The following is a 23,525-nucleotide window of genomic DNA, read 5'->3' as shown; positions in this document are numbered from 1 at the left end:
TTATTTTAATCCACTCAAAAACCTAAGAGATAGAACCAGGACATCACTCAGTTGGGACTGATGGTTCATGTCTTGAAGCCTTTTTGAGTAAAACATCCTGGGCTTGGATGACGACCTCGAATCGGGAGGGATCATAAGCGCTGTCTCGGACTTTAAGAACGGACAGCGTTCGCTTTAGTTCAAAGTCATTCTCGGCGAAGCGCATCAGCATCAGGTTGTCGACGATGCTCGACAGGTCGGAGTTGGGCGCGCTGACCTCGGAGCCCAGCAGATCGCGCATTTCCCACGTTGCCAGTACCGTGACACCTCGGGCGCGCAGCTCGTTCATCAGCGCGCTGAGGAAGTCAGTAATCCTTGCCGGATTGGTCGCGACTCGGGTCATGCCGCTAAGGCTGTCGACGAACACGCGCTTGATACCTTTGTCTTCGACAATGCTCAGCAGTCGAGCACCGAGCCCGTCCAGCAGACCTTCGGTTGTTGGCTGCCAGGCGATGGTCAGGGCGCCGCTGTCTTCCATGCCTTTGATGTCGATGCCCAGTGAGTCGCCCTTGAGCCGTAGCCGTTGCGGGCTTTCGTAGAAGCCAAAATGCAGCCCTGGGCTGTCCACCGTCGACTCCGCCAAGAACTTCAGGCCCAGCGTCGTTTTGCCGATGCCGGAAGGGCCCATGACCAAAGACACGCTGGAACTGTAAAGGCCGCCTCCCAGTATCGTGTCCAGTGAGGCAATCCCACTGCCAATGCGCGTCATGTCAGCACTGTCGGGTGCGGACGGGTGGCTGTACAGGCTTTCCAGACGAGGATAAACCACCAGCCCGTTGTCGGTAATCTCACACTCGTGAAGGCCTGCCAGCGCAGCACTGCCGCGCGTTTTACGCAGTTGAATGCGCCGTACCGAGCGGGTGCCGAACAGCTCTTCGCCTATTTCAATGACGCCATCGACCATGGTGTGCTCAGGGCTACCGTCGTCCAGCCGTGAACTGGTGAGAAACAGCACGGTGCAACCGGCAAAAGCAGCGTGGCCCTGCAGCTCTGAAATGAATTTTTTGGTGTCGATGTGTGAGTCGGCTTTGGAGCGCGCATTGAGCAGGCCATCGACGACCAGTACGGTGGCTTTGCGACGGCTGATCTCGCGACGCAGCAGCTTCACTACCTCATCCAGGCCTTCGTTTTCCAGTGTGTCAAATGCGCTGACGAACTGAATTTCTTCGCCAATCCTGGATGAGTCGAAAAAGCTCAGTGTGGAAAGAAACTGAAAAAGACGGTCATGTGACTCGGCCAGCAGCGTGGCAACCAAAACGCGGCCGCCATTGTTCGCATGATGGAATCCAAGTTGGTTGGCCAGGATCGTTTTGCCGGAACCTGGGCGCCCTTGGATAATGTACGAGGCACCTGCGACCAGCCCGCCCTTGAGCAGAGCGTCCAGTCCTTCTATTCCACTTTGGAGGCGTTTGAGCTTTTCCACGATGCGACCCTGATCTGAAAAACAGGCTGTTAAGCCGACTAAGGGTGTGATGCTAACGCCAAATTCGTTCAGGGGCTATTGCCGACTAGTGCGCAGCAGTCGTGGCTTTTGTTGAGCTGGCGACCTGGGCCGCAAGTCTGGTGCCATGGCGCGAGCCACCAGAGGCTTTTGCATGAGCCTCTACCCGGCCATGCTTGGTACATCAAGTCCGACTTTCACCCGGTCCAGCGCGACGATTGTCTTGAACCAGGTAACGTTGGAGTTTTCAGCAAACAGTCGCCGCGCCAGAATCTGGTATTCCTTCATGCTGGCAACGGTGAGTACCAGAACGAAATCCACTTCGCCGGTGACGTAGTAACACTGCTGAACTTCGGGCACCGCGAAGTGTGCCTTCATCGCCTCCAGCGCCTCGATGCTGGTGCGCTCAGCCATCACTTCCACGATGATCGTGATCGGCCGGCCTACGGCGGTGGGATCGACGATGGCTACGTTGCCCGTGATGACTCCCCCGTCTTCCATTCGTTTGATGCGGCGCTGAACGGCGGCCGTGGAAAGATTGACCTGCTCGGCCATAAGCCGCAGTGGCATGGTGTTGTCACGTTGGACCAGGTCCAGGATGGCACGGTCAAATTTGTCCAACGATTCAGGTGCAGCGTCGTTTTTCGCCATTGTAAATCCGTGAGAAATTTTCTCGAAAACTACCAGAAAACTGCGGCCCTTTATCTAGGTAAGAGCAATATTATCTTGCCAGCAGTCTGCGTACGCAGCCTATTCGGGAACACACACAGGATATTGTTGGCATGCTCGCACTGTTCCATCTTTCCCCGGTCCTGTTGGTTACAGCCATGCTCGTGGTATTGCGCCGGCCGCCCGTTCACGCCGCCGTTGCAGGCACTCTGTTAGTCATTGTGCTCTGGCTCGCCGGCGCGGCAGACGCATGGCGTCTGAGCAGTATGGTGGCCGCCGCTCAAGATACCGCCGTGCTGTTTGCAAGTACCGCTTTCGTGATCGTCCCAGGTCTGCTCTTCGTGATTTTTATCGAGCGCATGGGCGTCAATCTGGCGCTGAGCCAATGGGTGCGGTCACTGGGGCTTGGGCGCGGCGATCAAGTCGTGTTAATTGTCCTTGGGTTGGCACCGTTGCTCGAAGCGATGACTGGTTTCGGCGTGTCGTTGATCGCTACAGTGCCCCTGCTGCTCAGTCTCTTCGAGCGTCGGGTCGCGTTACGGATCGCACTGGCCGGCATGGCCATCATGCCCTGGGGAACGCTGGGCCTGGCATCTGTCATTGGTGCTTCGTTGGTTCACCTGGACGCATCCATGCTGGCATCGACCTCGGCATTGACCAGCGCCCCGGTTTTCTTCGCCCTCAGTGCACTCGCGCTCTATCTTGCAGGCGTTCGTGACTCGCGGGGATGGGGGGCGTTGGGCGTTTTCTGGCTGCTGTTTGTGGGTGTTCTTTACAGTGCAAGTCGGTGGCTGGGGCCGGAAATAGCCGGCGTTGCTGCGGGCCTGGTGACGGCAGCAGTGATACTCTCTGTTGGGCTGTGGCGCCTGCGCCGCAACGACAGCGAGCGCGGTCCGGTGCAATGGCCGCGTCAGGCATGGCCGTATCTGGTGCTGATTGTCTGCATTGTCGGCTTGAAGATGCTGTGGGCGATCACCTCCTGGCAGGAGCACTGGGTTGTACAGGGCGCCCAGGTCAACTGGAAGCCACTCGCCTCACCAGGCCTGGCGTTGGTCATGGTGCTGATCGTGCTAGGCGCTCACGCGCGCAACATACAATCCTGGACCGCACACGACGTTAACTTGCCTGCTGCGCTGTTGGCTCGGGCGAAGCGGCCATTGCTGACTATTTTCTTCTTTCTCGCGATGTCGCAGATGATGGTTAAGGCCGGCTTCCTTGCGGGGTTGATGCAACTGCTGGCTGGGCTGTCGCCCACCGCCGCGACGTCGTTGGTTGCCCTGTTTGGCGCGTTGTCTGGCTACATGACCGGGTCGAATGTTGGCGGCAATGCGATCTTCATGCCGGCCATCGCGATGTTGCCCGAGTCCTCCCGCCTACTGCTGGCTGCCGTCCAGAACAGCTCGGCGGGGCATGCGGCGCTGGGCTCGCTATCGGTTGTCATGCTGATTCTGGGGCTTGCCAAAACCCAGGCCAAGGAGGAAGGCGAACTGATAAGGTTCGGCTTCATGCTGGTCTGCCTCAATACCGCGTTAGTCGCGTTGGGCGCCGCGATGCTGAGTGGATGGCTTGGCTAGCCTGGTGTTGGAGGATGGCACTTTTTCACACAGCCTGAACCCGAAGCAGGCGCTCACTGGTCGCTAGCTTCAACACTGGCGATCAGCAACTCGCGCAGCATGCCGCGCCACTCGCCAGCCGAATACGATCGCAGGTCCCAGCGTGGTGCCTGGGCCAGGGTAGGTGCCGCGAAAGATTGAAGCAAGGTCATTGCCGCAAGCGTATAGCCCCTCGATCACCTGGCCTTGCATGTCCAGCACCTGGCCATCGGCGTTACCACTCAAGCCTGCGCTGCAGGCGAGATCGGCCGGTTGCACTGTGACGGCATAGTAGGGCCCATCGCCCAGGGGGCGCACGCAGGGGTTGGGCAGTTGCTGCGGGTCGCCATTGTGACGGTTCATGTGGCTGCTACCGCGGTTGAATGCAGGGTCGTCACCGTTTGCAGCGGCGGCGTTGTAGGTTCTGACGGTGTTTGCCAGCCCCTCGGCATCAACCTTGAGCTTGCTGGCAAGTTCGTCCAGGGTGCTGCTTTTGATCAAGTAGCCGGCTTTGACGAACCTGGCAATATTGATGGCGCTGCGCAGCGGCATGACCAGGCCCAGGCCGTAGCGTTGCAGGAAGGTCTGGTCACAGATCAGGTGAGCAGTGGCGCTGCCGTCGTTAAGCATGCCCATGACGAAGTCGTGGTAGGAGTCCGACTCGTTGACGAAGCGCTTGCCTTGGCCATTCACGGCGATCAATCCAGGCTTGGCGCGGTCGAGCAGGATGTGTGGCCATATGGCCTGGTAGCCGTCCTTCGCGGTGCGGATCGAGCAGGGCATCCACAGGCCTGGACTGTCGTGGCCGTCGTCGAGCTGGGCATTGGCCTTCAGCGCGCGATCGATGCCGTCGCCGGTGTGGGTCAGGGGCGACAGTGAAAGGGCTTGGGCAGCGCTCGGGAACAGCTGTTTGCGTAGGGTTGGATGGCGCGTCAGGCCCCCGGTAGCCAGCACCACGCCACGACGCGCGCGTATGCGCATGGCCTCGCCGTTGTGCAGTACCACGGCGCCCATTACGTGACCGTTTTCCACAATGAGTTCGTGCAAAGGGGTTTCAAAGCGCAGCGCCACCTTGCGCTGGCGCAAGCTGTAGAACAGCCTGGCGACCAGGGCGTTGCCCATCACCAGATTGGTGCCGCGTGGGTAGCTCAGGCGGTCGATGCAATAGCGGCCGACTGTGCTCAGGGTGCGAGTCAGGTGGTGCATCGAAGCGAAGGGCGAAAGCAGCGCATCCAGATCGGCGCGTGGCACCATCATGCCGCCCAGACCCATGAACTCGCGCCGAGGTGGGCGCACGCGGGCGAAGTCTTTGCCCAGCAGCCTGCCATCGAACGCGAGGGGCGCCAGGGCGCGGCCACCGAACGCTGCACCGGGGCCGCTGACGTAATCGGGATGAGCGGCGGCTGCAACGAATTTAACCTCGCTGATGCGCTCGAGTTCATCAATCGCTTGTGGCCCGCTGGCAAGGAAAGCTTCGCGCAACGCTTCACCGCCGCGTTCGCCAACCACCGCCTTGAGGAAGGTCGCGGCCTCTGCCGCGCTGTCCGGTACACCTGCGCGTTGGCTTTGGTGGGTGCCGGGTACCCAGGTGGTGCCGCCTGAGGTCGCGCTGATGCCGCCCACCACGGCGGTCTTTTCACACAGCAGCACGTCCAGCCCGTGGTGGCTGGCCATCAATGCGCTGGTCATGCCTGCAGCGCCTGCGCCGAATACCAGCAGGTCGACTTCCTGGTCCCAGGGGAGGGGGGCGATGGTGCTCATTATGGTTGCTCCTTCATGGCGTGGTAATTCATGGGCGGTTTGGCAGCCCGCCCTTGTGCAGGTGAAGTGTCGGCAGCATTCAGCAGTTGCCTGCTGTGGTGTGCTCAAACGGATCAGAGCGGTTCGATAATTGCCTTGGCAGCGGCCAGCGCCTGTCGTGCCCAGGCTTCGACGCCCACTTGCGCAACCCTGCGGTCATGGGGGATTTCAACGCTGACCGGGACCGTAGCCGGGAGGCTGCGCCAGATCCTCGCCAGGTCGATATCGCCCTCGCCCGGCAATAGACGCTCGCCACGCGCTGCTTGAATCAGGCCGTCACGGGTGTTCGGTCGCAGCGCTGGGCCGTCGCATATCTGCGCGTAGTTCAGCCATTGCGCGGGGATACGTTGCAAGTCCTCGAAGCGACTGTCGGAACGGTCGAAATGCAGCGCGTCGACCAGGATGCCGCCGTTGGCGCGGTCGGCCTGTTCAACGATGTGCAGTGCACTGGCCAGGTCGCGGACAGCCGTCCACGGCATGAACTCCAGGTCTGCCGACAGGCCGAAGGGCTGCATGGCGTCGCATAGCCGCGCATAGTGTTCGATCAGCCGGTTGGGTTCCGGGTCGTCGCCTGCCACCAGTACGGCCTTGGCGCCGAGCTGCGCGCCGACTTCGAGGAACGGCAGATAACGCTGCACGTCGAATTGCCCGTCGAGGCGGATCAATTCCAGATCAAAGACTTTGACCCCGGTGTCGTCGATGCGCGCGAGGGTTTCGCGCAACATCGGTTTGTCGTCCATCAAGGAATAGGCGACTGCCCCTGGCGCCACCGGCAGCAAACGCACGCCAGCCTGGTCATAGCCGGTGCGTGCAGCCAGTTCGATCATTTCCGGCGGGGTTAACGCGAGCGCGGTCAGTTGTGCAATGGAATAGCTGGCTTGCATGGCATGTCTACCTACAGTTGGCTTCAGTTGATGGCAGCGGGGATTGCCGACGCGTCGCGCTTGCGACTTTTGATCCACAGCGCTGTAACCCCGATCAGGGAAGGGATGGCGAGGAACAGGAAGACCTGGCTGAAATTCCATTGCGAGGCCAGCATCAGTGCACCGATCCCGGCGCCGCTGATCGCGCCCAGCCGGCCAATGCCAGTGGCCCAGCAAACGCCGGTGGCGCGGATCTGAGTGGGGTAGAAGGAGGCGGCCAGCGCGTAGCCGCCGACGTTTACGCCGTTCAGAAAGTAGCCCAGTAGCAGTATCAACGGGCAGAGCACCTGCATGGTCGGCTGCTGCAAGGCGATCAGCACTGCGCAGGCCCCGCCGCAGAACACCGTGGCGCCGACCACCTTGTGGTGTTCCCAGCGGTCCATCTTCATGCCGACGGTGAAGTTGCCCAGCATGCCGCCGATCTGCAGCAACGAGCCCAGCAGCGCCGCCTGACCCATGCTCAGACCAGCATCGCGGCTGAGCAGCGGCAGCCAGCTCGACAGCAGGTACATGGTCAGCAGACCCATGAACAGAGTGACCCAGATCATGCAGGTGCCCAGGGTGAAACCGGGCGCGAAGAGGGCACTGACCTTGCCTGTCGCCTTGATCGCCGCTTCGCTGCTATGGAAACGCGTCTGGGCGTTGGCCAGGCCCGGAGCAACCTTGTTGATTTCCTTGATCAGGCGGTCCTTCAAGGCACTGTTCTGCGCCAGGAAGCGGATGGACTCCGGAAGGCTCAAGAGCAGCAGAAGGGCGAACGCAATCGGCAGCACGCCGCCGGCCACTAACACTGACCGCCAGCCGAAGTTTTCGATCAGCCACTCACTGCCCAAACCACCCAGCGCCGCACCAAAAGCAAAGCCGCAGTAGATGAACGAGACCATGTGAGAGCGGTAGCGCTTGGGGGCGTATTCCGAGATCAGGGTCGCCGTATTGGGCATCGAGGCACCCAGCCCAACCCCGGTCAGAAAGCGCAGTATCGTCAGGCTGGTGATCCCGGTCGACCAGGCGGAGGCCAGGCTCCAGAAACCGAACAGCAGCACCGAGCCGATGATGACTGGCCTGCGGCCGAAGCGGTCGGCCAATGGCCCGGCAGTCAACGAACCGAATGCCAGCCCGAGCAGCCCGCTCATCATTACCGGGCCGAGGTCCTGGCGCAGCACGCCCCAGTCGTCGACCAGCGCCGGGGCAATGAAGCCGATCGCGGTGGTGTCGAAGCCGTCAAACACCAGCACCATGAAACCGAGGAACAGCACCAGCCACTGTCGGGTGCTCATCTTTCGAGCATCCATGAAGGTGCTCACATCTACATCTGGAGGGTTCGCCATGGATAACTCCTGCTTTTTGTTTTTATGAAAATGCCTTTTCCGGTGATGGGCTGGCAGGTTGGCGCCAAGGCATTACCAGGGTCGGTAAGCCGATATTATCATAATTGGAAATCCATTCCATATTCATATTGGATTCCAATTGGTTTTTGGGCGCTGGCAATCCACGGCCTGTGAAGGGCCTGCTGTCGAGCAATTGCTAGGGAGCGGCGGCCAGGTCAGTAAGCCAGGCCGCGGTCAAGCGAGGTGCCGATCAGGCGGTGTGTTCGCTGATGTGGGAGGTCATCAGCGACAGCTTTGGGAGGCTGTCCAGGTTGATCGCGGTGATCTCTTCTACGGCGTCCAGCAACGCTGCCTTCAGCGCTTGCATGCGCTCGGCAGGGAGGCGGACGCTGGGGCCGGCGATACTGATCACGCCGACGACCTGCTGCTGCGAATCGCGAATTGCTGCAGCCATCGAGGCGGCGCCAATTTCAAAGCTCTCGTCGACGCTGGCATAGCCCTGCTCACGGGCGATCTTCAGGTTGTCGAGCAGGTGTTCGATGGTGGTGGCCGCATTGGGGCCATATTCGCCCGGTTTAGCCAGGCCTTGCCGGTAGACCAACTCCAGCGCGCGCTCGTTGCTGAGGCAGCTCAACCAGGCCAGGCCAGACGCCGTGCAGCAGAGCTTTGCCTCGGCACCCGCATCGGGATCGTAGCGCAGACCGGAGCGGCTGCCCTGGGCCTTGGAGATCCAGATCAGGTTATCGCCATCTACAATGCTCAAGCGCACAAGCTCGCCGGACGCTTGCGCCAGGCGCTCGAGTATCGGCCGGGCTAGGTCGACCATGTCGCTCTTGGACAGATGCTTGAGCGCCAGTGAGACCAGCTTCAGGGCAAGCACGTAATTGCCGTGCTGATGCTCTTGGCGCACGAAACCCTGTTCGACCAGGCAATTGAGCATGCGGTGGGTCGCGCTCGGCGGAATGTCCAAGGCTTCCGCTACTTGTTGAAGTGCCAGCCCGGAGCTTTTGCCGGCGAGCAACTCGATGGCATGCAGGCCGCGTTCAAGCGCATTGCTCATGTTGTTTCCTTAGATTTGCGATAGATCAGCGGCCCATGGATAGTGGCAGCCACCTCCGGACAAATGTTATCCACGTTGAATTGCCGATTCATCCGGTTTTTTGGCTCAGATCCTGAAGAAATGTCTGTAGCAGCCTAATTGCTCACTGAGCATGTGGCTACCAGCGTGCACGGGGTGCCCGGCGGCCTTTGCAGTGCGTAACAGACGAGTCTCTGCAGGTTGCATGATGATATCTGCAACCAAGGCCCCGGCAGGCACGGCGGCAAGCTCTAGCGGAAGTGGATCATCCTCCGAGAGGCCTAACGGCGTTGCGTTGATAACGATATCGGCCACCTCAAGGTGGTGTGGCTGAGCAAGCTCGCATCGGCCAGGCCAGTGCTGGTTTAGTCTGGCGAGCAGTGCATCGGCTTTCAGGGCATCCGGTTCCTGTAGATACAATCGGCCCACCTCTGCTTGCAATAATGCGACAGCGATCGAACTACCCGCACCCCCACCACCGGCCAGTACGACGCGTTTCCCGATCAGGTCATACCCTTTGCGCTGAAGGCTCAAGGTAAATCCCGCGCCATCGAAGTTATCCGCTTCCCACCCGCCCTGTTCGTTGCGGCGCATTGCATTGGTGCTGCCAGAAACCTGCACGGCAACGCTCACCGACTCCGCGAAATCTCGAGCAGCAAACTTGTGCGGAATGGTGATCAGCATGCCGGAAAAATTATCCATCGCCTGGAGGCCACGTATCACGGTCGCGAGTTGCTCAGGCCTGGCATGCACCGCGATCATCACTGCGTCTACAGCTTCATCAGCGAACACTCTGTTGAGAAGCTCTGGAGCCTTGACCTGCTTCACTGGATCACCGATAACCGCAAAAATCCGGGTCTTGCCAGTTGGGCTGGGTATCAACAACTGTGACATCTATTCTCTCCTAGTGGTCTGTCCCAGGCTGCGTATCCCGCACCTAAGCGAAGCAGCAGGGTATGGCTCGCGAGGGTGTCAGCCCATTGCTGCGACCGAGCCACTCGATTGAGTCAGGGGCTATGATATAGAAAATGGAATTGAATTCCAGTTGATAAGTTGATTCCGATATTGTCCGGCTTTTTTGAGCCAATTTCGACTTTCGCAACTGACCGCCTTGGCTGACGAGCAAGCTCAAGGTGGTTGAGAGCGCCAGCGCGGTGAACAAGCAGCCCCCATCCAAGCCGGTTGTGCGGCCGGTCGGCCTTTACCAGGCGTTCCTGTTCTGGCTCAAGCTAGGCTTCATCAGTTTTGGTGGGCCCGCCGGGCAGATTTCGATTTAGCGGTGCATTTGACCGGCCTGCAGCGGTAGTCTCGGTTGCTGTCGCTATTGCTCTGTTCTGCTTCAAGCTAATAGTGATCCAGGTTCTATTCGCTTGCGCCGGTGCAGGTTTGGCAGTCCATATGCTGTGGGTTTGATAGATGAGCGCGCTAGCGCAGTGACAGGCTAACGCTCGACTGCTTGCCAAGCATCACTGCCGCCGTTATCGCCGCTCGCGCCTGTGGGCTGTTCTTCCAGCAAGTTGACCCCAGCGCTGCCGAAGCCTGCGCCAGAATGTCGTCGACGCTCGAATCGCCCAACATCTGCAGTGACTCGATGCCCATCTGCTCAAGCCTGCTGATAACCGTCGGGCCTACGCCCTTGAGCGCCAGCAGGGCTGCGCGTTCGTCCGCTGAAAACGGCATGGGTACATCCTCTCTCCGTGAGTTTCGCCAAGCTTCACTCATATTCGAGGCCACCTCAACCGAGGCAATAGCGCGAAATTTTACGCTCGGTAATCTTGCTGATATCTGCGCAAATTTGGCAGGGATCTCTCTTTATCTGGCTTTAAAGTCCTGCTTACGTGCTTTGCGGTGTATAGTGGCGGGCGAGTCCTCTCTCTGGGTGGCTCATCAGTGAGGTATCAGCATGTCCCAGTCTGCGACCCATCACGCTCAACTGCGCTTGAATGAGCAAATTGAGCAGTTCTTGTCCAAGGGCGGCGAGATCAAGGAAGTGCCAAGAGGCGTCAGCGGTTTCAACCCTGCCGCGCCCAAGGTGCACTGGACCAAGGCTCAGGCTGCCAAGACGCCGTGAGTCTGCTGTAACAGGTGTCCTTCGGCGCGTGCGCGTTTGCGCTGCGCTGGCTGGATGCCGAGTTGCGCGATTGCCGAATCACAGGCAAAGAAAACCCGCCAACGGTGGGCGGGTCTAAAGATCGTACGGAGCCTGTGTAGTATCTGACCGGGCTTGTCAGTAAAACGTGAAGACGATGTAGCAAGATCATTCAGGTAATCTGCAGGCAAAAAAAAGCCCGCCGTAAGGCAGGCAAGGATTCTTGAAGGGAGCTCAGGCAGGGTGCAATGCCCTGGTTAAGTCGGGATTAACAGTTCAGCCGTTGACCTGCACCGATGATCACTTTATACAGGCGAGCTATTCAAGGAGCCTGGCATGAGCGACGAACACGACCTCCACGAACCCGAACACGATCATCTGCTTGATCACGAATTCCTCTATGAAGACTTTGCGCCCGAGGCCGATGCCCAGGGTTTGCTGGATGAGGTCGAGGATGACGAAAGCACGCTCGATGATAGCGACGACGAATACGACCATCCTGCCTGGCACGATGACGTAGACGACTGACTCACGCCAGCACGCAGATCAAGCCGAGGGCACGCACTCAGCGCCGATCCAGCGAGAATCTGCCAGCGCCCGTTACAGCGAGCAGCAGCAGACCACCGACAATGCTCATGTTCTTGAAGAACTGCGTCATGTTGGCGCTGCGTTCAGGCTCGACCATGTTCCAGAACGGGTGGCCGATCAACGCGGTGCCGACCACGAACAGCGCGAACAGCATCGCCAATGGTCGCGTGTAGAACCCGAGAATCAGCACGATTGCAACGAAGAACTCCATGATCACTGCGATGGCTGCTGCCAGTGTCGGCGCAGGTGCACCTATCGAGGTGAAGTAGCTGACGGTGCCTTCAAAGCCTGTCAGTTTGCTCCAGCCCGAGAGCACGAACAGGATCATCAGCAGGATGCGTGCGAGCAGGATGATGGCATCGCGTTGACCAGCGAACAGGGTATAGCGCATGGCGGGGTACCAGTGAAGTTGGATGATTTCACTGTAGCAGGAGTTGCGGGCAATTCTTGCGCGCAAACAAAAGGCGCCCCATGGGGCGCCCTTTACGCAATAAGTGGTGCGAGTGGCGGGACTCGAACCCGCAAGGCTCACGCCGGCAGATTTTAAGTCTGCTGTGTATACCAATTCCACCACACTCGCACGCTTGAAAGGGTCTGCGCGACCGGCACGCTGTAATACAGGTGCTCTGCAATCAAGCGCGCTTTATAACCCATCGTTATAGATGCGTCAACAAAACACCCTCCATGCCGGCATTCCTGGCTGATCCCTGAGGGCTGTACTCAAACCAATTGATAGTGCCATCAAGCCGCTGTTCACGACGTTTCAAGCGACCATGCTGCTCACTGCGAGCGAAATCACCAGCCTGAAGCGGCTCCGTCAGCTGGCTACTCGTCAAGAGCTTCGCTTAGCCTGTAAAGGGCGAGTAGACTCAACATTATGTTTATGCCTCAGCTTGTGGTGCCTGTGGAGTTTTCATGGTTTCAACCGACCCCCCGGACCAATCCGATATGACCGCCAACCGCTACGAGCAGCTCGTTCAGTCGGTGGTTGATTACGCTATCTATATGCTTGATCCCTCTGGCTACGTAGTGTCGTGGAACGCTGGAGCAGAGCGTATCAAGGGCTATAAGGCCGCCGAGATCATCGGCCAGCATTTCTCCGTGTTTTTCACGCCTGAAGACTGTGCCCTGGATCGCCCCGAGCAGATCCTGCGCAAGGCCCTGGAGCATGGCGTTGCCCAGGAGGAAGGCTGGCGCGTGCGTCAGGATGGCACGCAGTTCTGGGCGTTGGCTGCGTTGGACGTGGTGCGTGATGAGCAGGGCCAGATCATCGGCTTGGCCAAGGTTACGCGCGATATCACCGACCGGCGCGAGTCTGCGCTGCAGCTCGACGCGGTACGCGCGCAGTTGTTCCAGGCGCAAAAGCTCGAAGCCCTGGGGCAGTTGACCGGCGGGCTGGCGCATGACTTCAACAACCTGCTGACGATTATCCTCAGCTCGGCGCGGATGGCCAGCAACAGCCAGGATCCGCAGCGGGTTCAGCGCCTGCTGGAACACATCATCGATGCAGGGCAGCGCGGCACTCAACTGACTCAGCAACTGCTCAGTTTTGCCCGCCATCGCCAGTTGAGTTCGGCGAGCATTGCTCCGCTCGCACTGATTGACTCGACCCGTGGTTTGATCGAGCACGCGCTACCCGGCAGCATCGAATTCGAGCAGCAGCTGGCGGCAGAGCTGCCGTTGATCCAGGCCGACCCTGGCCAATTGCAGATGGTTCTGCTCAATCTGCTGTTCAATGCGCGCGATGCGATCGAAGGTGCGGGGCGGATTCGCCTCGAGGTCGATTGCGTGCAACTGGCAGGTGAGGTCGAGGGCCTGCACGGGCCGTTCGTGCGGTTTAATGTGCAAGACTCCGGCGTGGGTATCGAGGCGGATGTGCTGCCGCGTATCTTCGAGCCGTTTTTCACCACCAAGCCGTTTGGCAAGGGCACCGGGCTGGGTCTTAGCCAGGTGTATGGGTTTGCCAAGCAGAGCAATGGTGCCATCTGTGTGTCCAGCAAGGTCGGGGAGGGCACCAGTATGTGCCTGTACCTGCCGGCGGTGCTGAGCCCCCCTTAACGCGAACCCGACAGGCAGCGGCCATGGTTGAAGTACTCAAGCGAGTCGAGACAGGTATCGAAGGGCTGGATGCTTTACTGCGTGGCGGCCTGGTCGCTGGCGCGTCCTACGTCGTTCAAGGCCCGCCTGGGGCCGGCAAGACCATTCTCGCCAACCAGTTGGCGTTTGGCCACGTGCGCAATGGCGGGCGGGTGCTGGTGGCCACTTTGCTTAGCGAATCCCATGAGCGGTTGTTCCAGTGCCTGTCGACGCTAGAGTTCTTCGACCCGACGCTGGTAGGCGATCAGATCCAGTTTGTCAGCGCGTTCGACACCCTCGAACAGGAGGGCCTGGATGCCGTGGTGCGGCTGATGCGTCAGGAAATTGGCCGGCAGCAGGCCAGCCTGCTGATCGTCGATGGCCTGCTCAATGCCCGCATACGTGCCGAAACCACGCTCGACACCAAAAAATTCATCTCCGAGCTGCAAGGGCATGCCGCCTTCGCGGGCTGCACTGTGCTGCTGTTGACCAGTTCGCGTCTGCAGGAGGGCAGCCCAGAGCACACCATGGTCGATGGCGTCATCGACCTTGGCGAGACGTTGGTTGGCAGCCGTGCCGTGCGTACTATTCAGCTGCGCAAGACCCGCGGCAGCGCTGCGTTGTCTGGCTTGCACGAGTGCCAGATCGATAGCGCCGGGCTGACGGTGTTCCCGCGTCTGGACGCGCTCTACAGTCATCCCAGCCAATCTGGCTCGGAGACAATGGAATCTATCAGCACCGGCTCGCAAGCGCTGGACGACATGCTTGGCGGTGGCGTCAGTATCGGCTCGACCACATTGGTAATGGGGCCTTCGGGGATCGGCAAAACCTCTCTGGGCCTGGCATTCGTAGCGGCTGCGTCACCTGTGCAGCCGGCGGTGCATTTTGGCTTCTACGAATCGCCTACCCGATTGCGCCAGAAGGCCAGTGCCTTTGGTTACGACTTCGCTGAGCTGGAGCGCTCAGGGGCTTTGCTGTTGAGCTGGCAGCCAACCACCGAGGGCCTGCTCGATCAGGTCGGTGCGCGCTTGCTGAAACAGGTTGATAGCCTCGGTGCCAAGCGCGTGGTGATCGACAGCCTCGGTGCATTCAGCCGGCTGGCATTCGATCCGGCACGCATCAATGGCTTCTTCCGCGCCCTGATCGGCGAGCTGCGTGCCCGCGATGTGACGATGTTGATGACCTGGGAAATGCGTGATCTGTTTGGTGCCGAAGTCAGTGCGCCGTCACCCGACCTGTCGAGCATCGTCGATAACCTGATCCTGACCCGATTCGTCGAACTCGATAGCCGGCTGCGGCGCATGCTGTCACTGCTCAAGGTGCGCGACAGTGACTACGACCCTGCGCTCCATGAGCTGTGCATGGGACCGAATGGGGTGGTTGTGCGCAAGGCTTTCGAAGGTGCCAGCGCAGTGCTTAGCAGCACGCCTACTCAGTCGGAGGGCGGCTGACAGTCCAGCGATGAAGACCATTTTGATCGTCGATGACGAATACCTGATTGCCGAGATCCTGGGTTATGCCCTGGAGGACGAGGGTTTTCTGGTGGAAAAGGCCAACAATGGCGAGAAGGCGTTGGATCTGCTACGCCAGAAGCCTATTGATCTGGTGATTACCGATTACATGATGCCGAAGAAGAATGGCCAGGAATTGGCCAAGGCGATTCGAGAGGATCCTGCGCTGGCACATTTACCGCTGATCTTGATGAGCGGCGCGCAAGCCGCGCAAGCAGATTGCAATTTGTTCGGTGCAGTATTTCAGAAACCATTTCATGCCAATGAAATGGTAGCCAAAGTGCGGGAGCTGCTGGGCGGCTGAGGGCCTGGCAAGATCCCGCATCGGCGGGCCGATCGGTCAAGCGCATCCGTGCGGCTTCAAGCGATGCAGGTTTCAGTGTTGCTCGTCGTGGGGCTTTTCCGGTGCGGGGCTGCCTGCCTGGATGCGTTTGAAAATCTCCTCGCGATGAACCTGAACATCTTTTGGCGCATCGATGCCGATCCTCACTTGCATCCCTTTGACGCCCAGAATGGTCACTTTGATATTATCGTCGATGACGATGCTTTCGCCGACCTTGCGGGTGAGTATCAGCATGTAGTTCTCCTTGGGTAATAACGAAAACCGTGCGGTCAGTTACCGCTGCGGCGGGAGCGTGTCCCTCTTCCTTCTCATTAAAGACGCTTTCGGAGGATAGTAATTCCCCCGTAAATAAAATCTGTTTCATGTCTCTAGCTGCAGGTGCCGGTTTTGCGGGTTGAAGTGCCCCGGCGGAGGTGCTCGGGGGCAAGAATAGGGGGCTTACGCGCAGATTGGAAATTTCTCTGCTTGATAGTGCATATAGACCCGCTCAATCGGACTCCTGCAGCGCCCGCAAAAAGTGCATCAAGGTCACTTCTTCGGGCTCAAGCCCCTGGCGAATGCGGGCTCGCGGCAGAGCACCGAGGCGCCCCAGCTGGAAATGCTCAAGCACTGCCGGGTGGATGTAGCAGCGCCGGCACACTGCCGGCGTGTTGCCCAAGCGTGCGGCAACCTGACGCACAATCGCCGTGACCTGGCGCTTGGCTTCGGTTTCCGGCTCCCAGGCCAATGGCCGTAACAGATGCAGGGCCAGGCTGCTGCCGGCCCAGGTGCGGTAGTCCTTGGCGGTAAAGTCAGCGCCGGTCAGCTGTTGCAGAAACAGGTTGATATCGCTCGAGCCGATGCTGTGCCGCTCACCGTTGTCATCCAGATACTGGAATAACGTCTGCCCAGGCAGTTCCATGCAGCGTTTGACCAAGCCGGCCAGCCGCCGGTCGCGCAAGGTAACGTTGTGCTCCACGCCGCGCTTGCCCCTGAACTGGAAGCGAATGGTACTGCCCTTGACCTCAACATGATCGGAGTTGAGAGTGGTCAATCCATAGGAGTTGTTGTCGCGCATGTACTGGCGATTGCCGACGCGGATCAGGGTCGAGTCGAGCAGGCTGACCACCAGCGCCATGACCTTTTCCCGCCCCAGCCCTGGGCGGCGCAGGTGGGCGTCGAGCTGCTTGCGCAATTTGGGCAGCACCTGAGCAAAGGCCAGCATGCGTCCGTATTTATGCTGATCGCGCACTTCGCGCCATTGCGCGTGATAGCGATATTGTTTGCGTCCGCGAGCGTCGCGGCCGGTGGCTTGCAGATGGCCCTGCGGGTCGGCGCAGATCCACACGTCGGTGTAGGCCGGTGGGATGACCAGCGCCGCGATGCGCGCAAGCGTCACCTCATCGCGCACCCGTTCACCGTCCGCGTCCAGGTAGATAAAGCGATCACGCCATCGGCGTCGGCTCAGGCCAGGCTGGCTGTCGTCGACATAGTGCAGGGAACGGGGCAGCGGGCAATCGAGCATGGGGCGGCATCCAGCGACCAGGTGTCTGCTCAATGGACAACGCCGTTGGCGTGGATGCTCAGAGTAAAACAGCGACCGATTTGATTTGCGCCCATAGCGCCTGGCCCGGGTGCACGCCGAGCTGGTCGGCGGAGTAACGGGTGATGCGCGCCAACAGCGTGGTGCCGGCCGCATCCAGACTGACCAGCAGATGGGCCGGGTTATCGGCGGCGCGCAGCTCACGCACGCGCACGGGCAAGCGGTTGAGAATGCTCGACTGGCTGTCTGCCGCCAAGGCCAGGCTGACATCGCGGGCCTGGATCTTCAGCCGGTGCGTGCTGCCAACTTGCAGCGAAGGATGGGCGATACGCAGCGGTTGGGCATCATTGCCGGGCAAGCGCAGGTCGAACAATTGATAGTGCGGATCATGGCCGACCACCAGCCCTTCCAGCACCACCCCGGCATCGTCGCCCTGAGCCAACGGCAGGTCCAGCCGCGCCAGTGTCTCGCTGATGGGGCCGCTTGCAAGCACCTTGCCCTGCTCCAGCAACACCAGGTAGTCGGCTAGTCGCGCCACTTCATCCTGGGCATGGCTGACGTAGACCAGTGGAATCTGCAGCTCTTCATGCAGGTGCTCCAGATACGGCAGAATCTCGCGTTTGCGTGGTCCATCCAGCGCTGCCAGGGGCTCGTCCAGCAGCAGCAAGCGCGGGCTGCTGAGCAGGGCGCGAGCGATGCCGACCCGCTGCGCTTCGCCGCCAGACAAGGTGGCTGGACGGCGCTCAAGCAAATGACCGATGCCCAGTAGCGCACACGCCTGTTCAAGGCTGACCTTGCGCTGTGCCGCCGGCACCCGGCGCCAGCCGAACTCCAGGTTGGCGCGCACTGACAGGTGGGGAAACAGGCTGGCTTCCTGGAATACATAGCCGATCGGGCGCCGATGTGGCGGGAGGAAAAACCCGCTGGCACTGTCTTGCCACACTTCACCGTTGACCTCGATGTAGGCGCTCGCCGCACGCTCCAGACCCGCCAGGCAACGCAGGCACGATGTCTTGCCCGACCCGGAATGGCCGAACAAGGCGCTGATCCCTGAACCTGGCAGTTGCAGGTCGACATCCAGGGTGAAATCGTCGCGCGCCAGGGTCAGCCGCGCCAGTATTGAAGCACTCATCTCAACTCCAGCCGGGCTTGCCACGGCGCCCCGCGTACAGCAGGAGCAACACCAGGAACGAGAACACCAGCATGGCTGCGGCCAGCCAGTGTGCTTGTGCGTAGGCCATCGACTCGACATGGTCAAAGATCTGCACCGACACCACGCGGGTCTTGTCAGGGATATTGCCGCCGATCATCAACACCACACCGAACTCGCCAACGGTGTGGGCAAAGCCAAGGATGCTGGCGGTGACGAACCCAGGCCGAGCCAGCGGCAGCACGACATGAATGAAAGTGTCCCAAGGGCTTGCACGCAGCGTGGCGGCGACTTCCAAAGGCCTTGATCCAATCGCGCTGAAGGCGTTTTGCAGGGGTTGCACCACAAACGGCATGGAGTACACCACCGAACCAATTACCAGGCCGGTGAAGCTGAATACCACACTGCCCAGGCCCAGTGCCTGAGTGGCTTGGCCCAGCCAGCCGTGCGGGCCGAGGGCGATCAGCAGGTAAAAGCCGATCACCGTCGGCGGCAGCACCAATGGCAGAGCGACCACCGCGCCGACCGGGCCGCGCAACCACGAGCGGGTCCGCGCCAGCCACCAGGCAATCGGTGTACCTATGACGAGCAGAATCAGAGTAGTCAGGCTGGCCAGTTTGAAGGTCAGCCAGATCGCTCCGAAGTCTGCAGCATCAAGCGGCATCAGATCTGATAACCATAGGATTTGATCACGGCTGTGGCCTTGGGGCCTTTGAGGTAGTCGATAAACGCCTTGGCAGCGGGGTTGTCCTTGCCCTTGTTGAGGATTACCGCATCCTGGCGGATCGGGTCATGCAGGCTGGACGGGACGATCCAGGCCGAGCCGTTTTCGACTTTGCCATCTTTGTAGATCTGCGACAGGGCGACAAAGCCCAGCTCAGCGTTGCCGGTGGAAACGAACTGGAACGCCTGGGTGATGTTCTGGCCTTCGACGAGCTTGCCTTTGGTGGCTTCAGTCAGGTTCAGCTTGGCCAGCACCTGAGTCGCTGCCAGGCCGTAGGGAGCGGTCTTGGGGTTGGCGATTGACAGGTGCTTGTAGTCATTTTTTTTCAGCACTTCGCCTTGCGCGTCGACGTAGCCTGGCTTGGCAGACCAGAGTGCCAAGGTGCCGATGGCGTAGGTGAAGCGCGAGCCTTCAACGGTCTGCTTTTCTTGCTCAAGCTTGGCCGGAGTGCTGTCATCGGCCGCCAGGAATACTTCAAAAGGTGCGCCGTTGTTGATCTGCGCATAGAACTGGCCCGTCGCGCCGAAGGAGGCCATAAGCTTGTGTCCGGTGTCCTTCTCGAAGTCTTTGGCAATCGCCTGGATCGGCGCGGTGAAATTGGCTGCGACGGCAACTTGAACTTCATCGGCCCAGGCATTGGTGCAGGCGAGCAGGGTGGCCGCCGTTGCAGCCAGGTAGGGCAAACGCATACGCATGAGGCAACTCTCCGAGAGCAGGTTATCGTTATATACGGGACTATATAGCGAGAGTCGACTCTACGGGAAGGGCCATAATCGCGGGATCGAATCAGCGCCCTAATTGCTCCAGCGCGCGCTCGGCAATGTCTCTGGTCAGCTCTGTCGCAGGCAGGTGTCGGCCAAGGCGCAAAGCCTGGCCGGCCCACAGATTGCTGAAGTCACTGCTGCCCGCGCTATCGCTGATCGCCCGCAGCGGCATCAACGCGCCGCCTGCCAGGGGGAAGGCGGGGGCCAGATCGCTCATCGGGCCAAGTTCGCGCATGATGCGGTTGTTGATGCCACGCGCGGGCCGCCCGGTGAACAGGTTGGTCAGCGCTGTGTCACTGGCGGGGGCGGTATCCAGCGCCTGGCGGTGGGCTGCAGATACCTTCGCCTCCGGGCAGAACAGGTAGGCAGTGCCGATCTGCACCGCCGAGGCGCCAAGAGCCAGTGCGGCCACCAGGCCGCGGTGATCGGCAATGCCACCGGCGCCGATCACCGGCAGTCGCACTGCGTCGACAATTTGCGGGATCAAGGCGAAGGTGCCGATCTGGCTGGTGATGTCATCGCTAAGGAACATGCCGCGATGGCCGCCGGCTTCATAGCCCATGGCGATGATCGCATCGCAACCGTGCTGTTCCAGCCAGAGCGCCTCCTGCACCGTGGTCGCACTCGACAGCACTTTGGCGCCGGTGGCCTTGACCCGCTGCAGCAGGCTGGCAGTGGGCAGGCCGAAGTGAAAGCTGACCACCTGCGGGCGCAGTTCTTCAACCAGTTGGCAGCTGTGCTCATCGAATGGCGCACGGTTGGATACCGGCGTCGGCGCGGCGAAATCAGCGCCCAGCTCCTGATAATACGGCTGTAGGGCCTGCTTCCAGCGCAGTGCGCGGGCTGCATCAGCGGGCGGCGGTTGATGGCAGAAGAAGTTCAGGTTCAAAGGCCCTGCGCAGGCGGCGCGGAACGCTGCCACTTCACTGCGCACCTGATCCAGGCTGAGCATGGCGCAGGGCAGAGCGGCCAGGCCACCAGCCGTGCCCACAGCGATGGCCATGGGTGAGCCGGTGGCTCCGGCCATCGGTGCTTGCAGGATCGGCACATCGATGCCGAGCAGATCCAGGATACGGCGGTCTGGCCAGTTGCTCATGTGCACTCCTGTCAACTCTGTTTCAACTCGGCGCCCAGCCAGGGCCAGGTTTACAGGGCCTTGCTGACTTTGATGTCGCTGATCTTGGCGACGTCATCGCCATGGATCTGTTGCAGCGCCAGGCGCGCCTGCTCTTCGGAGTTGTCCGGCATCACGGCGAAGTCGAAGCGTTGCTCGCCATCGAGCTTGTATTTGATCACGTACTTGATGTTCTGGGTCATGGCGGGCTTATCTCAGTTGCGACGACGAGCGACGCACGATTTTGATCTTGTGCGTGAAGGTTGGCTTGCGCGTGACCGAGATCGGCCGGGGCGTGGTCGTGTCGAGGGTGATGTTCCAAAAACCGGTGCTCGGCACGACGATCTTCGCCGGGAACTGGTCGAACGCGCCGCCATGGTAGGTGTGACGCCCGCCATTCTTGAAACTGCGGAAATTGGCGTCGTTCATCAGGCGAATGTTGCAGCGCTGGGAGCACTCGATCACGACAATGTCGTCCTCGTTGAGGTGCTCGCGCTGGTGTACGAATTTCATGTGATGCTCCGCAAAGTTTATTCGTGCAAATGCGCAAGATATCACGATGTAGCGGTACACTCCCGCCCCTGATGGCCGGGGTAGGGATAAATCCGCCAAAGCAGGGAGCAAACCCGCCCGGTTGTTGTCATACACATTCTTTAAAGCAGGCAGAGGTATTCCAATGAAGTGGGCGGTGGCGGCGATGACCTTGACTCTGGGCGGCTGTGTAAGTGTCGCTGAGCTGGAGCAATCGCGAGAAACCATGGATGTGATGTCTGGCAAGGCGCCTCAGGTGTACGCCGACTGCATCAAGGCCGAGTTGGCGAGTAGCCGCGACGCGCTGGTGCAGGAAAAGCGCGGCGACGGCCTGCGTCTGATCGTGCCGCAGAAGCTGACCGCGGGTGCGGGTCCTGCTGCGTTGATTGACATCGACAAGCGTGGTAGCGGCAGCAGCATCAAGCTGCGCGAGCGGCTGAACAACTTCCCGCTGCGCTTGGGTGATGTGCGCGCAGCCACGACCAAATGCATCTCCGGATCTTGATCCAGCTCAGCTAAACGGCCATTTAGCGGGCCAATTGTCATGTTCTTGTCCGGTAGGCGTTGTTGCCTGCCGGAGGATAAGCCTACTATTTTTGTGCTTATACCTTTTAAGCCTAAGCTTATAACAAGGAAATGGAGCGTCCCGTGATGAATCCGTTGAGTCGTTTTGCGATCAGCACTGCGCTGATCCTGGCCTGGCCCGCGGCGCATGCCGCCGAAGGCCAGAAAATCTTCACCCAGGGTGGGGCCAACCCCGCTGCGATGGCCTGCCTGGGCTGTCATGGTCCCGATGCCAAGGGCATCGCCGCTGCAGGGTTTCCGCGGCTGGCCGGCTTGTCGGCCGGGTATCTGAACAAGCAGCTGCAGGACTTTCGCAGTGGCAGCCGCAAACAGCCGGTAATGGAGCCGCTGGCCAAGGCCTTGAGCGCGCAGGAAGCCAAAGCTGTCAGCGAGTACCTGGCCAGCCTGCCGAGTGACCCGGCACCTGATCTGCGTCGCCAGCAGATTGCCACCGACCCGGTGTCGCGCTTGGCCCTGTACGGCGACTGGGACCGGCAAATCCCGGGTTGTGTGCAGTGCCACGGGCCAGGCGGCAGCGGTGTCGGTGAGCACTTCCCGCCACTGGCGGGGCAGCCTGCGGCGTACCTGGTGGCGCAGCTCAATGCCTGGCGCGACGGCAGCCGTAGCAATGACCCCAATCAGTTGATGGTCGGCGTGGCCAAGGCCATGACCGATGCCGAGATCACGGCAGTTGCCGAGTTCTTCGCCCATCCACTGGCCCAGGAGGTCAAGCCATGAAGCCGATCATTGCCACCCTGTTGTTGGCCATGGGTAGCGCCCAGGCTGCCACGCCGATTGCCATGGAAGATCAATCCCAGCTCAAGGTGCCCGGCACGCAGGCTGCAGTGCAGTTCGCGCCGCCCGCTGAAACCCAGATCCCGGACAACGCCTTTGGCCAGATGGTCCGCGAGGGCCATGCCTTGTTTGTCGATACCCGCCGGCTGATGCCCGAGGCTGTGGGCAACGGCATGAACTGCAGCAACTGCCACCTTGATCAGGGCCGTATGGCGTTTTCTGCGCCGCTGTGGGGCGCTTATCCGATGTACCCGGCATATCGCAAGAAAAATGACAAGGTCAATACCTTCGCCGAACGCATTCAGGGCTGCTTCCAGTTCAGCATGAACGGCAAGCCGCCTGCGGCGGATAGCCCGCAGATGACCGCACTGAGCGTTTATTCATACTGGCTGTCGACCAATGCGCCGACCGCGGTCGAGACACCTGGGCGTGGTTATCCCGAAGTGCCTCAGCCCAAGGGAGGGTATGACTTCAAACGCGGCAAGCAGGTGTATCGCGAGCAATGTGCGATCTGCCACGGCGATCAAGGCGAAGGCCAGCAGGTGGCAGGTGAATACGTGATGCCACCGCTATGGGGCAAGGACTCCTACAACTGGGGCGCTGGCATGCACCGGATCAATACGGCGGCGTCGTTCATCAAGTACAACATGCCACTTGGTAAGCCCGGCAGCCTCAGTGATCAGCAGGCATGGGATGTCGCTGCATGGATCAATCGCCACGAACGGCCGCAGGACCCGCGCCTGGTGGAAGGCTCAGTCGAAAAAACCCGATTGAAGTTTCATGCCAATGATGGCGTCAACCTGTATGGGCAAAAGGTCGAAGGCATGCTGATCGGGCAGGGGATAACCCGGTAACGCTTGCGGTAGACACTTCTGATGCGCGTC

Annotated in this window: 26 protein-coding genes, 1 tRNA gene and 1 pseudogene; 10 read left to right on the top strand and 18 right to left on the bottom strand. The window is 60.3% G+C overall.

The features are described 5' to 3' along the window. Window positions 1-43: 43 nt before the first annotated feature. Window positions 44-1,462: an ATPase domain-containing protein gene (locus CXQ80_RS14695; RefSeq protein ID WP_101320725.1), complete on the bottom strand. Its 1,419-nt coding sequence runs from the start codon at window positions 1,460-1,462 to the stop codon at window positions 44-46. A 180-nt stretch (window positions 1,463-1,642) separates the two neighbouring features. Then, entirely contained in the window at window positions 1,643-2,131 is a 489-nt protein-coding gene (locus CXQ80_RS14690) for an Lrp/AsnC family transcriptional regulator (RefSeq protein ID WP_101320723.1), read from the bottom strand. 131 nt (window positions 2,132-2,262) lie between these two features. Between CXQ80_RS14690 and CXQ80_RS14685 the strand changes: the two genes are divergently transcribed. Next, window positions 2,263-3,723, top strand: a complete 1,461-nt coding sequence (locus tag CXQ80_RS14685) for an L-lactate permease (protein ID WP_101320721.1) — start codon at window positions 2,263-2,265, stop codon at window positions 3,721-3,723. 69 nt (window positions 3,724-3,792) lie between these two features. On the opposite strand, the gene CXQ80_RS14680 is transcribed toward CXQ80_RS14685, so the two are convergent. From CXQ80_RS14680 to CXQ80_RS14660, 5 genes are all read right to left on the bottom strand, one after another. After that, window positions 3,793-5,502: an FAD-dependent oxidoreductase gene (locus CXQ80_RS14680; RefSeq protein WP_101320718.1), complete on the bottom strand. Its 1,710-nt coding sequence runs from the start codon at window positions 5,500-5,502 to the stop codon at window positions 3,793-3,795. 113 nt (window positions 5,503-5,615) lie between these two features. Then, window positions 5,616-6,425 (bottom strand): sugar phosphate isomerase/epimerase, encoded by an 810-nt coding sequence (locus CXQ80_RS14675; RefSeq protein WP_101320716.1) that lies wholly within the window; start codon window positions 6,423-6,425, stop codon window positions 5,616-5,618. Window positions 6,426-6,448: 23 nt separating this feature from the next. After that, complete coding sequence (locus CXQ80_RS14670) at window positions 6,449-7,792, bottom strand: aromatic acid/H+ symport family MFS transporter (RefSeq protein ID WP_101320714.1); 1,344 nt, start codon at window positions 7,790-7,792, stop codon at window positions 6,449-6,451. Between the two features lie 250 nt (window positions 7,793-8,042). Continuing rightward, window positions 8,043-8,852, bottom strand: coding sequence for an IclR family transcriptional regulator (locus CXQ80_RS14665; RefSeq protein ID WP_101320711.1), 810 nt, complete (start codon window positions 8,850-8,852; stop codon window positions 8,043-8,045). A gap of 105 nt (window positions 8,853-8,957) precedes the next feature. Then, entirely contained in the window at window positions 8,958-9,764 is an 807-nt protein-coding gene (locus tag CXQ80_RS14660) for a shikimate dehydrogenase (RefSeq protein ID WP_101320709.1), read from the bottom strand. A gap of 239 nt (window positions 9,765-10,003) precedes the next feature. Between CXQ80_RS14660 and CXQ80_RS25040 the strand changes: the two are divergent. After that, window positions 10,004-10,144, top strand: a pseudogene (locus CXQ80_RS25040) (chromate transporter); the annotation flags it as partial. 151 nt (window positions 10,145-10,295) lie between these two features. On the opposite strand, the gene CXQ80_RS14650 reads toward CXQ80_RS25040, so the two are convergent. Continuing rightward, entirely contained in the window at window positions 10,296-10,550 is a 255-nt protein-coding gene (locus tag CXQ80_RS14650; protein ID WP_101320707.1) for a Pathogenicity locus, read from the bottom strand. A 223-nt stretch (window positions 10,551-10,773) separates the two neighbouring features. On the opposite strand from CXQ80_RS14650, the gene CXQ80_RS24840 reads away from it, so the two are divergent. Together CXQ80_RS24840 and CXQ80_RS14645 are read left to right on the top strand one after the other, a co-directional pair. After that, complete coding sequence (locus CXQ80_RS24840) at window positions 10,774-10,941, top strand: hypothetical protein (RefSeq protein WP_178080775.1); 168 nt, start codon at window positions 10,774-10,776, stop codon at window positions 10,939-10,941. Window positions 10,942-11,295: 354 nt separating this feature from the next. Continuing rightward, the gene (locus CXQ80_RS14645) at window positions 11,296-11,487 is read left to right on the top strand and encodes a hypothetical protein (RefSeq protein WP_101320705.1); all 192 of its coding nucleotides are present in this window, start codon (window positions 11,296-11,298) and stop codon (window positions 11,485-11,487) included. A 37-nt stretch (window positions 11,488-11,524) separates the two neighbouring features. Here the strand turns inward: CXQ80_RS14645 and CXQ80_RS14640 are convergent, their stop codons facing one another. Next, window positions 11,525-11,938, bottom strand: a complete 414-nt coding sequence (locus CXQ80_RS14640) for a DoxX family protein (RefSeq protein WP_101320703.1) — start codon at window positions 11,936-11,938, stop codon at window positions 11,525-11,527. A gap of 104 nt (window positions 11,939-12,042) precedes the next feature. Further along, a tRNA-Leu gene (locus CXQ80_RS14635) sits at window positions 12,043-12,127 on the bottom strand. 335 nt (window positions 12,128-12,462) lie between these two features. Here CXQ80_RS14635 and CXQ80_RS14630 point away from each other — a divergent pair. From CXQ80_RS14630 to CXQ80_RS14620, 3 genes are read left to right on the top strand one after another with little or no spacing between them, the layout of a single operon-like run. Beyond that, window positions 12,463-13,605: a nitrogen regulation protein NR(II) gene (locus tag CXQ80_RS14630; protein ID WP_101320701.1), complete on the top strand. Its 1,143-nt coding sequence runs from the start codon at window positions 12,463-12,465 to the stop codon at window positions 13,603-13,605. Window positions 13,606-13,628: 23 nt separating this feature from the next. After that, entirely contained in the window at window positions 13,629-15,074 is a 1,446-nt protein-coding gene (locus tag CXQ80_RS14625) for an ATPase domain-containing protein (protein ID WP_101320699.1), read from the top strand. Window positions 15,075-15,084: 10 nt separating this feature from the next. Then, complete coding sequence (locus CXQ80_RS14620) at window positions 15,085-15,438, top strand: response regulator (protein WP_101320697.1); 354 nt, start codon at window positions 15,085-15,087, stop codon at window positions 15,436-15,438. A 72-nt stretch (window positions 15,439-15,510) separates the two neighbouring features. Here the strand turns inward: CXQ80_RS14620 and csrA are convergent, their stop codons facing one another. From csrA to CXQ80_RS14585, 8 genes are all read right to left on the bottom strand, one after another. Next, the gene (gene csrA, locus CXQ80_RS14615; RefSeq protein ID WP_101320695.1) at window positions 15,511-15,711 is read right to left on the bottom strand and encodes a carbon storage regulator CsrA; all 201 of its coding nucleotides are present in this window, start codon (window positions 15,709-15,711) and stop codon (window positions 15,511-15,513) included. Window positions 15,712-15,964: 253 nt separating this feature from the next. Further along, window positions 15,965-16,981, bottom strand: a complete 1,017-nt coding sequence (locus tag CXQ80_RS14610) for a DNA topoisomerase IB (RefSeq protein ID WP_101320693.1) — start codon at window positions 16,979-16,981, stop codon at window positions 15,965-15,967. A gap of 58 nt (window positions 16,982-17,039) precedes the next feature. Next, entirely contained in the window at window positions 17,040-18,131 is a 1,092-nt protein-coding gene (gene modC, locus CXQ80_RS14605; RefSeq protein ID WP_101320691.1) for a molybdenum ABC transporter ATP-binding protein, read from the bottom strand. A 1-nt stretch (window position 18,132) separates the two neighbouring features. Then, window positions 18,133-18,813, bottom strand: coding sequence for a molybdate ABC transporter permease subunit (gene modB, locus CXQ80_RS14600; protein WP_101320689.1), 681 nt, complete (start codon window positions 18,811-18,813; stop codon window positions 18,133-18,135). Further along, window positions 18,813-19,568 (bottom strand): molybdate ABC transporter substrate-binding protein, encoded by a 756-nt coding sequence (gene modA, locus CXQ80_RS14595; protein WP_101320687.1) that lies wholly within the window; start codon window positions 19,566-19,568, stop codon window positions 18,813-18,815. The genes modB and modA overlap by 1 nt, the downstream gene beginning before the upstream one ends. 91 nt (window positions 19,569-19,659) lie before the next feature. Beyond that, a complete protein-coding gene (locus CXQ80_RS14590) occupies window positions 19,660-20,733 on the bottom strand; it encodes a nitronate monooxygenase family protein (protein ID WP_101320685.1) in 1,074 nt (357 codons plus the stop codon). 50 nt (window positions 20,734-20,783) lie between these two features. Next, window positions 20,784-20,954 (bottom strand): hypothetical protein, encoded by a 171-nt coding sequence (locus CXQ80_RS24835; RefSeq protein ID WP_178080774.1) that lies wholly within the window; start codon window positions 20,952-20,954, stop codon window positions 20,784-20,786. A gap of 7 nt (window positions 20,955-20,961) precedes the next feature. Then, the gene (locus CXQ80_RS14585; RefSeq protein ID WP_101320683.1) at window positions 20,962-21,264 is read right to left on the bottom strand and encodes a DUF1883 domain-containing protein; all 303 of its coding nucleotides are present in this window, start codon (window positions 21,262-21,264) and stop codon (window positions 20,962-20,964) included. Between the two features lie 163 nt (window positions 21,265-21,427). Here CXQ80_RS14585 and CXQ80_RS14580 point away from each other — a divergent pair, with 163 nt between their 5' ends. The 3 genes from CXQ80_RS14580 (at window position 21,428) to CXQ80_RS14570 (ending at window position 23,495) form a co-directional block, all read left to right on the top strand. Continuing rightward, window positions 21,428-21,787 (top strand): hypothetical protein, encoded by a 360-nt coding sequence (locus CXQ80_RS14580; RefSeq protein ID WP_101320681.1) that lies wholly within the window; start codon window positions 21,428-21,430, stop codon window positions 21,785-21,787. A gap of 146 nt (window positions 21,788-21,933) precedes the next feature. Next, complete coding sequence (locus tag CXQ80_RS14575) at window positions 21,934-22,584, top strand: cytochrome c (RefSeq protein WP_101320679.1); 651 nt, start codon at window positions 21,934-21,936, stop codon at window positions 22,582-22,584. Further along, window positions 22,581-23,495 carry a c-type cytochrome gene (locus CXQ80_RS14570; RefSeq protein WP_101320677.1) on the top strand — a complete coding sequence of 305 codons (915 nt, stop codon included), beginning with the start codon at window positions 22,581-22,583 and terminating at the stop codon, window positions 23,493-23,495. The genes CXQ80_RS14575 and CXQ80_RS14570 overlap by 4 nt, the downstream gene beginning before the upstream one ends. Window positions 23,496-23,525 lie beyond the last annotated feature (30 nt).

This window comes from Pseudomonas sp. 02C 26 (assembly GCF_002843585.1).
Taxonomy (GTDB): Bacteria; Pseudomonadota; Gammaproteobacteria; order Pseudomonadales; family Pseudomonadaceae; genus Aquipseudomonas; species Aquipseudomonas shirazensis.
The sequence above is the reverse complement of the archived record's forward strand: the minus strand, read 5'-3'. Positions and strand labels throughout refer to the sequence as shown.

Bases quoted from the DNA above. Each gene is read 5' to 3' on its own strand.
- CXQ80_RS14690 (WP_101320723.1), bottom strand. From the start codon at position 2,131: ATGGCGAAAAACGACGCTGCACCTGAATCGTTGGACAAATTTGACCGT.
- CXQ80_RS14685 (WP_101320721.1), top strand. From the start codon at position 2,263: ATGCTCGCACTGTTCCATCTTTCCCCGGTCCTGTTGGTTACAGCCATG.
- CXQ80_RS14680 (WP_101320718.1), bottom strand. From the start codon at position 5,502: ATGAGCACCATCGCCCCCCTCCCCTGGGACCAGGAAGTCGACCTGCTG.
- CXQ80_RS14675 (WP_101320716.1), bottom strand. From the start codon at position 6,425: ATGCAAGCCAGCTATTCCATTGCACAACTGACCGCGCTCGCGTTAACC.
- CXQ80_RS14670 (WP_101320714.1), bottom strand. From the start codon at position 7,792: ATGGCGAACCCTCCAGATGTAGATGTGAGCACCTTCATGGATGCTCGA.
- CXQ80_RS14665 (WP_101320711.1), bottom strand. From the start codon at position 8,852: ATGAGCAATGCGCTTGAACGCGGCCTGCATGCCATCGAGTTGCTCGCC.
- CXQ80_RS14660 (WP_101320709.1), bottom strand. From the start codon at position 9,764: ATGTCACAGTTGTTGATACCCAGCCCAACTGGCAAGACCCGGATTTTT.
- CXQ80_RS14650 (WP_101320707.1), bottom strand. From the start codon at position 10,550: ATGCCGTTTTCAGCGGACGAACGCGCAGCCCTGCTGGCGCTCAAGGGC.
- CXQ80_RS24840 (WP_178080775.1), top strand. From the start codon at position 10,774: ATGTCCCAGTCTGCGACCCATCACGCTCAACTGCGCTTGAATGAGCAA.
- CXQ80_RS14645 (WP_101320705.1), top strand. From the start codon at position 11,296: ATGAGCGACGAACACGACCTCCACGAACCCGAACACGATCATCTGCTT.
- CXQ80_RS14640 (WP_101320703.1), bottom strand. From the start codon at position 11,938: ATGCGCTATACCCTGTTCGCTGGTCAACGCGATGCCATCATCCTGCTC.
- CXQ80_RS14630 (WP_101320701.1), top strand. From the start codon at position 12,463: ATGGTTTCAACCGACCCCCCGGACCAATCCGATATGACCGCCAACCGC.
- CXQ80_RS14625 (WP_101320699.1), top strand. From the start codon at position 13,629: ATGGTTGAAGTACTCAAGCGAGTCGAGACAGGTATCGAAGGGCTGGAT.
- CXQ80_RS14620 (WP_101320697.1), top strand. From the start codon at position 15,085: ATGAAGACCATTTTGATCGTCGATGACGAATACCTGATTGCCGAGATC.
- csrA (WP_101320695.1), bottom strand. From the start codon at position 15,711: ATGCTGATACTCACCCGCAAGGTCGGCGAAAGCATCGTCATCGACGAT.
- CXQ80_RS14610 (WP_101320693.1), bottom strand. From the start codon at position 16,981: ATGCTCGATTGCCCGCTGCCCCGTTCCCTGCACTATGTCGACGACAGC.
- modC (WP_101320691.1), bottom strand. From the start codon at position 18,131: ATGAGTGCTTCAATACTGGCGCGGCTGACCCTGGCGCGCGACGATTTC.
- modB (WP_101320689.1), bottom strand. From the start codon at position 18,813: ATGCCGCTTGATGCTGCAGACTTCGGAGCGATCTGGCTGACCTTCAAA.
- modA (WP_101320687.1), bottom strand. From the start codon at position 19,568: ATGCGTATGCGTTTGCCCTACCTGGCTGCAACGGCGGCCACCCTGCTC.
- CXQ80_RS14590 (WP_101320685.1), bottom strand. From the start codon at position 20,733: ATGAGCAACTGGCCAGACCGCCGTATCCTGGATCTGCTCGGCATCGAT.
- CXQ80_RS24835 (WP_178080774.1), bottom strand. From the start codon at position 20,954: ATGACCCAGAACATCAAGTACGTGATCAAATACAAGCTCGATGGCGAG.
- CXQ80_RS14585 (WP_101320683.1), bottom strand. From the start codon at position 21,264: ATGAAATTCGTACACCAGCGCGAGCACCTCAACGAGGACGACATTGTC.
- CXQ80_RS14580 (WP_101320681.1), top strand. From the start codon at position 21,428: ATGAAGTGGGCGGTGGCGGCGATGACCTTGACTCTGGGCGGCTGTGTA.
- CXQ80_RS14575 (WP_101320679.1), top strand. From the start codon at position 21,934: ATGAATCCGTTGAGTCGTTTTGCGATCAGCACTGCGCTGATCCTGGCC.
- CXQ80_RS14570 (WP_101320677.1), top strand. From the start codon at position 22,581: ATGAAGCCGATCATTGCCACCCTGTTGTTGGCCATGGGTAGCGCCCAG.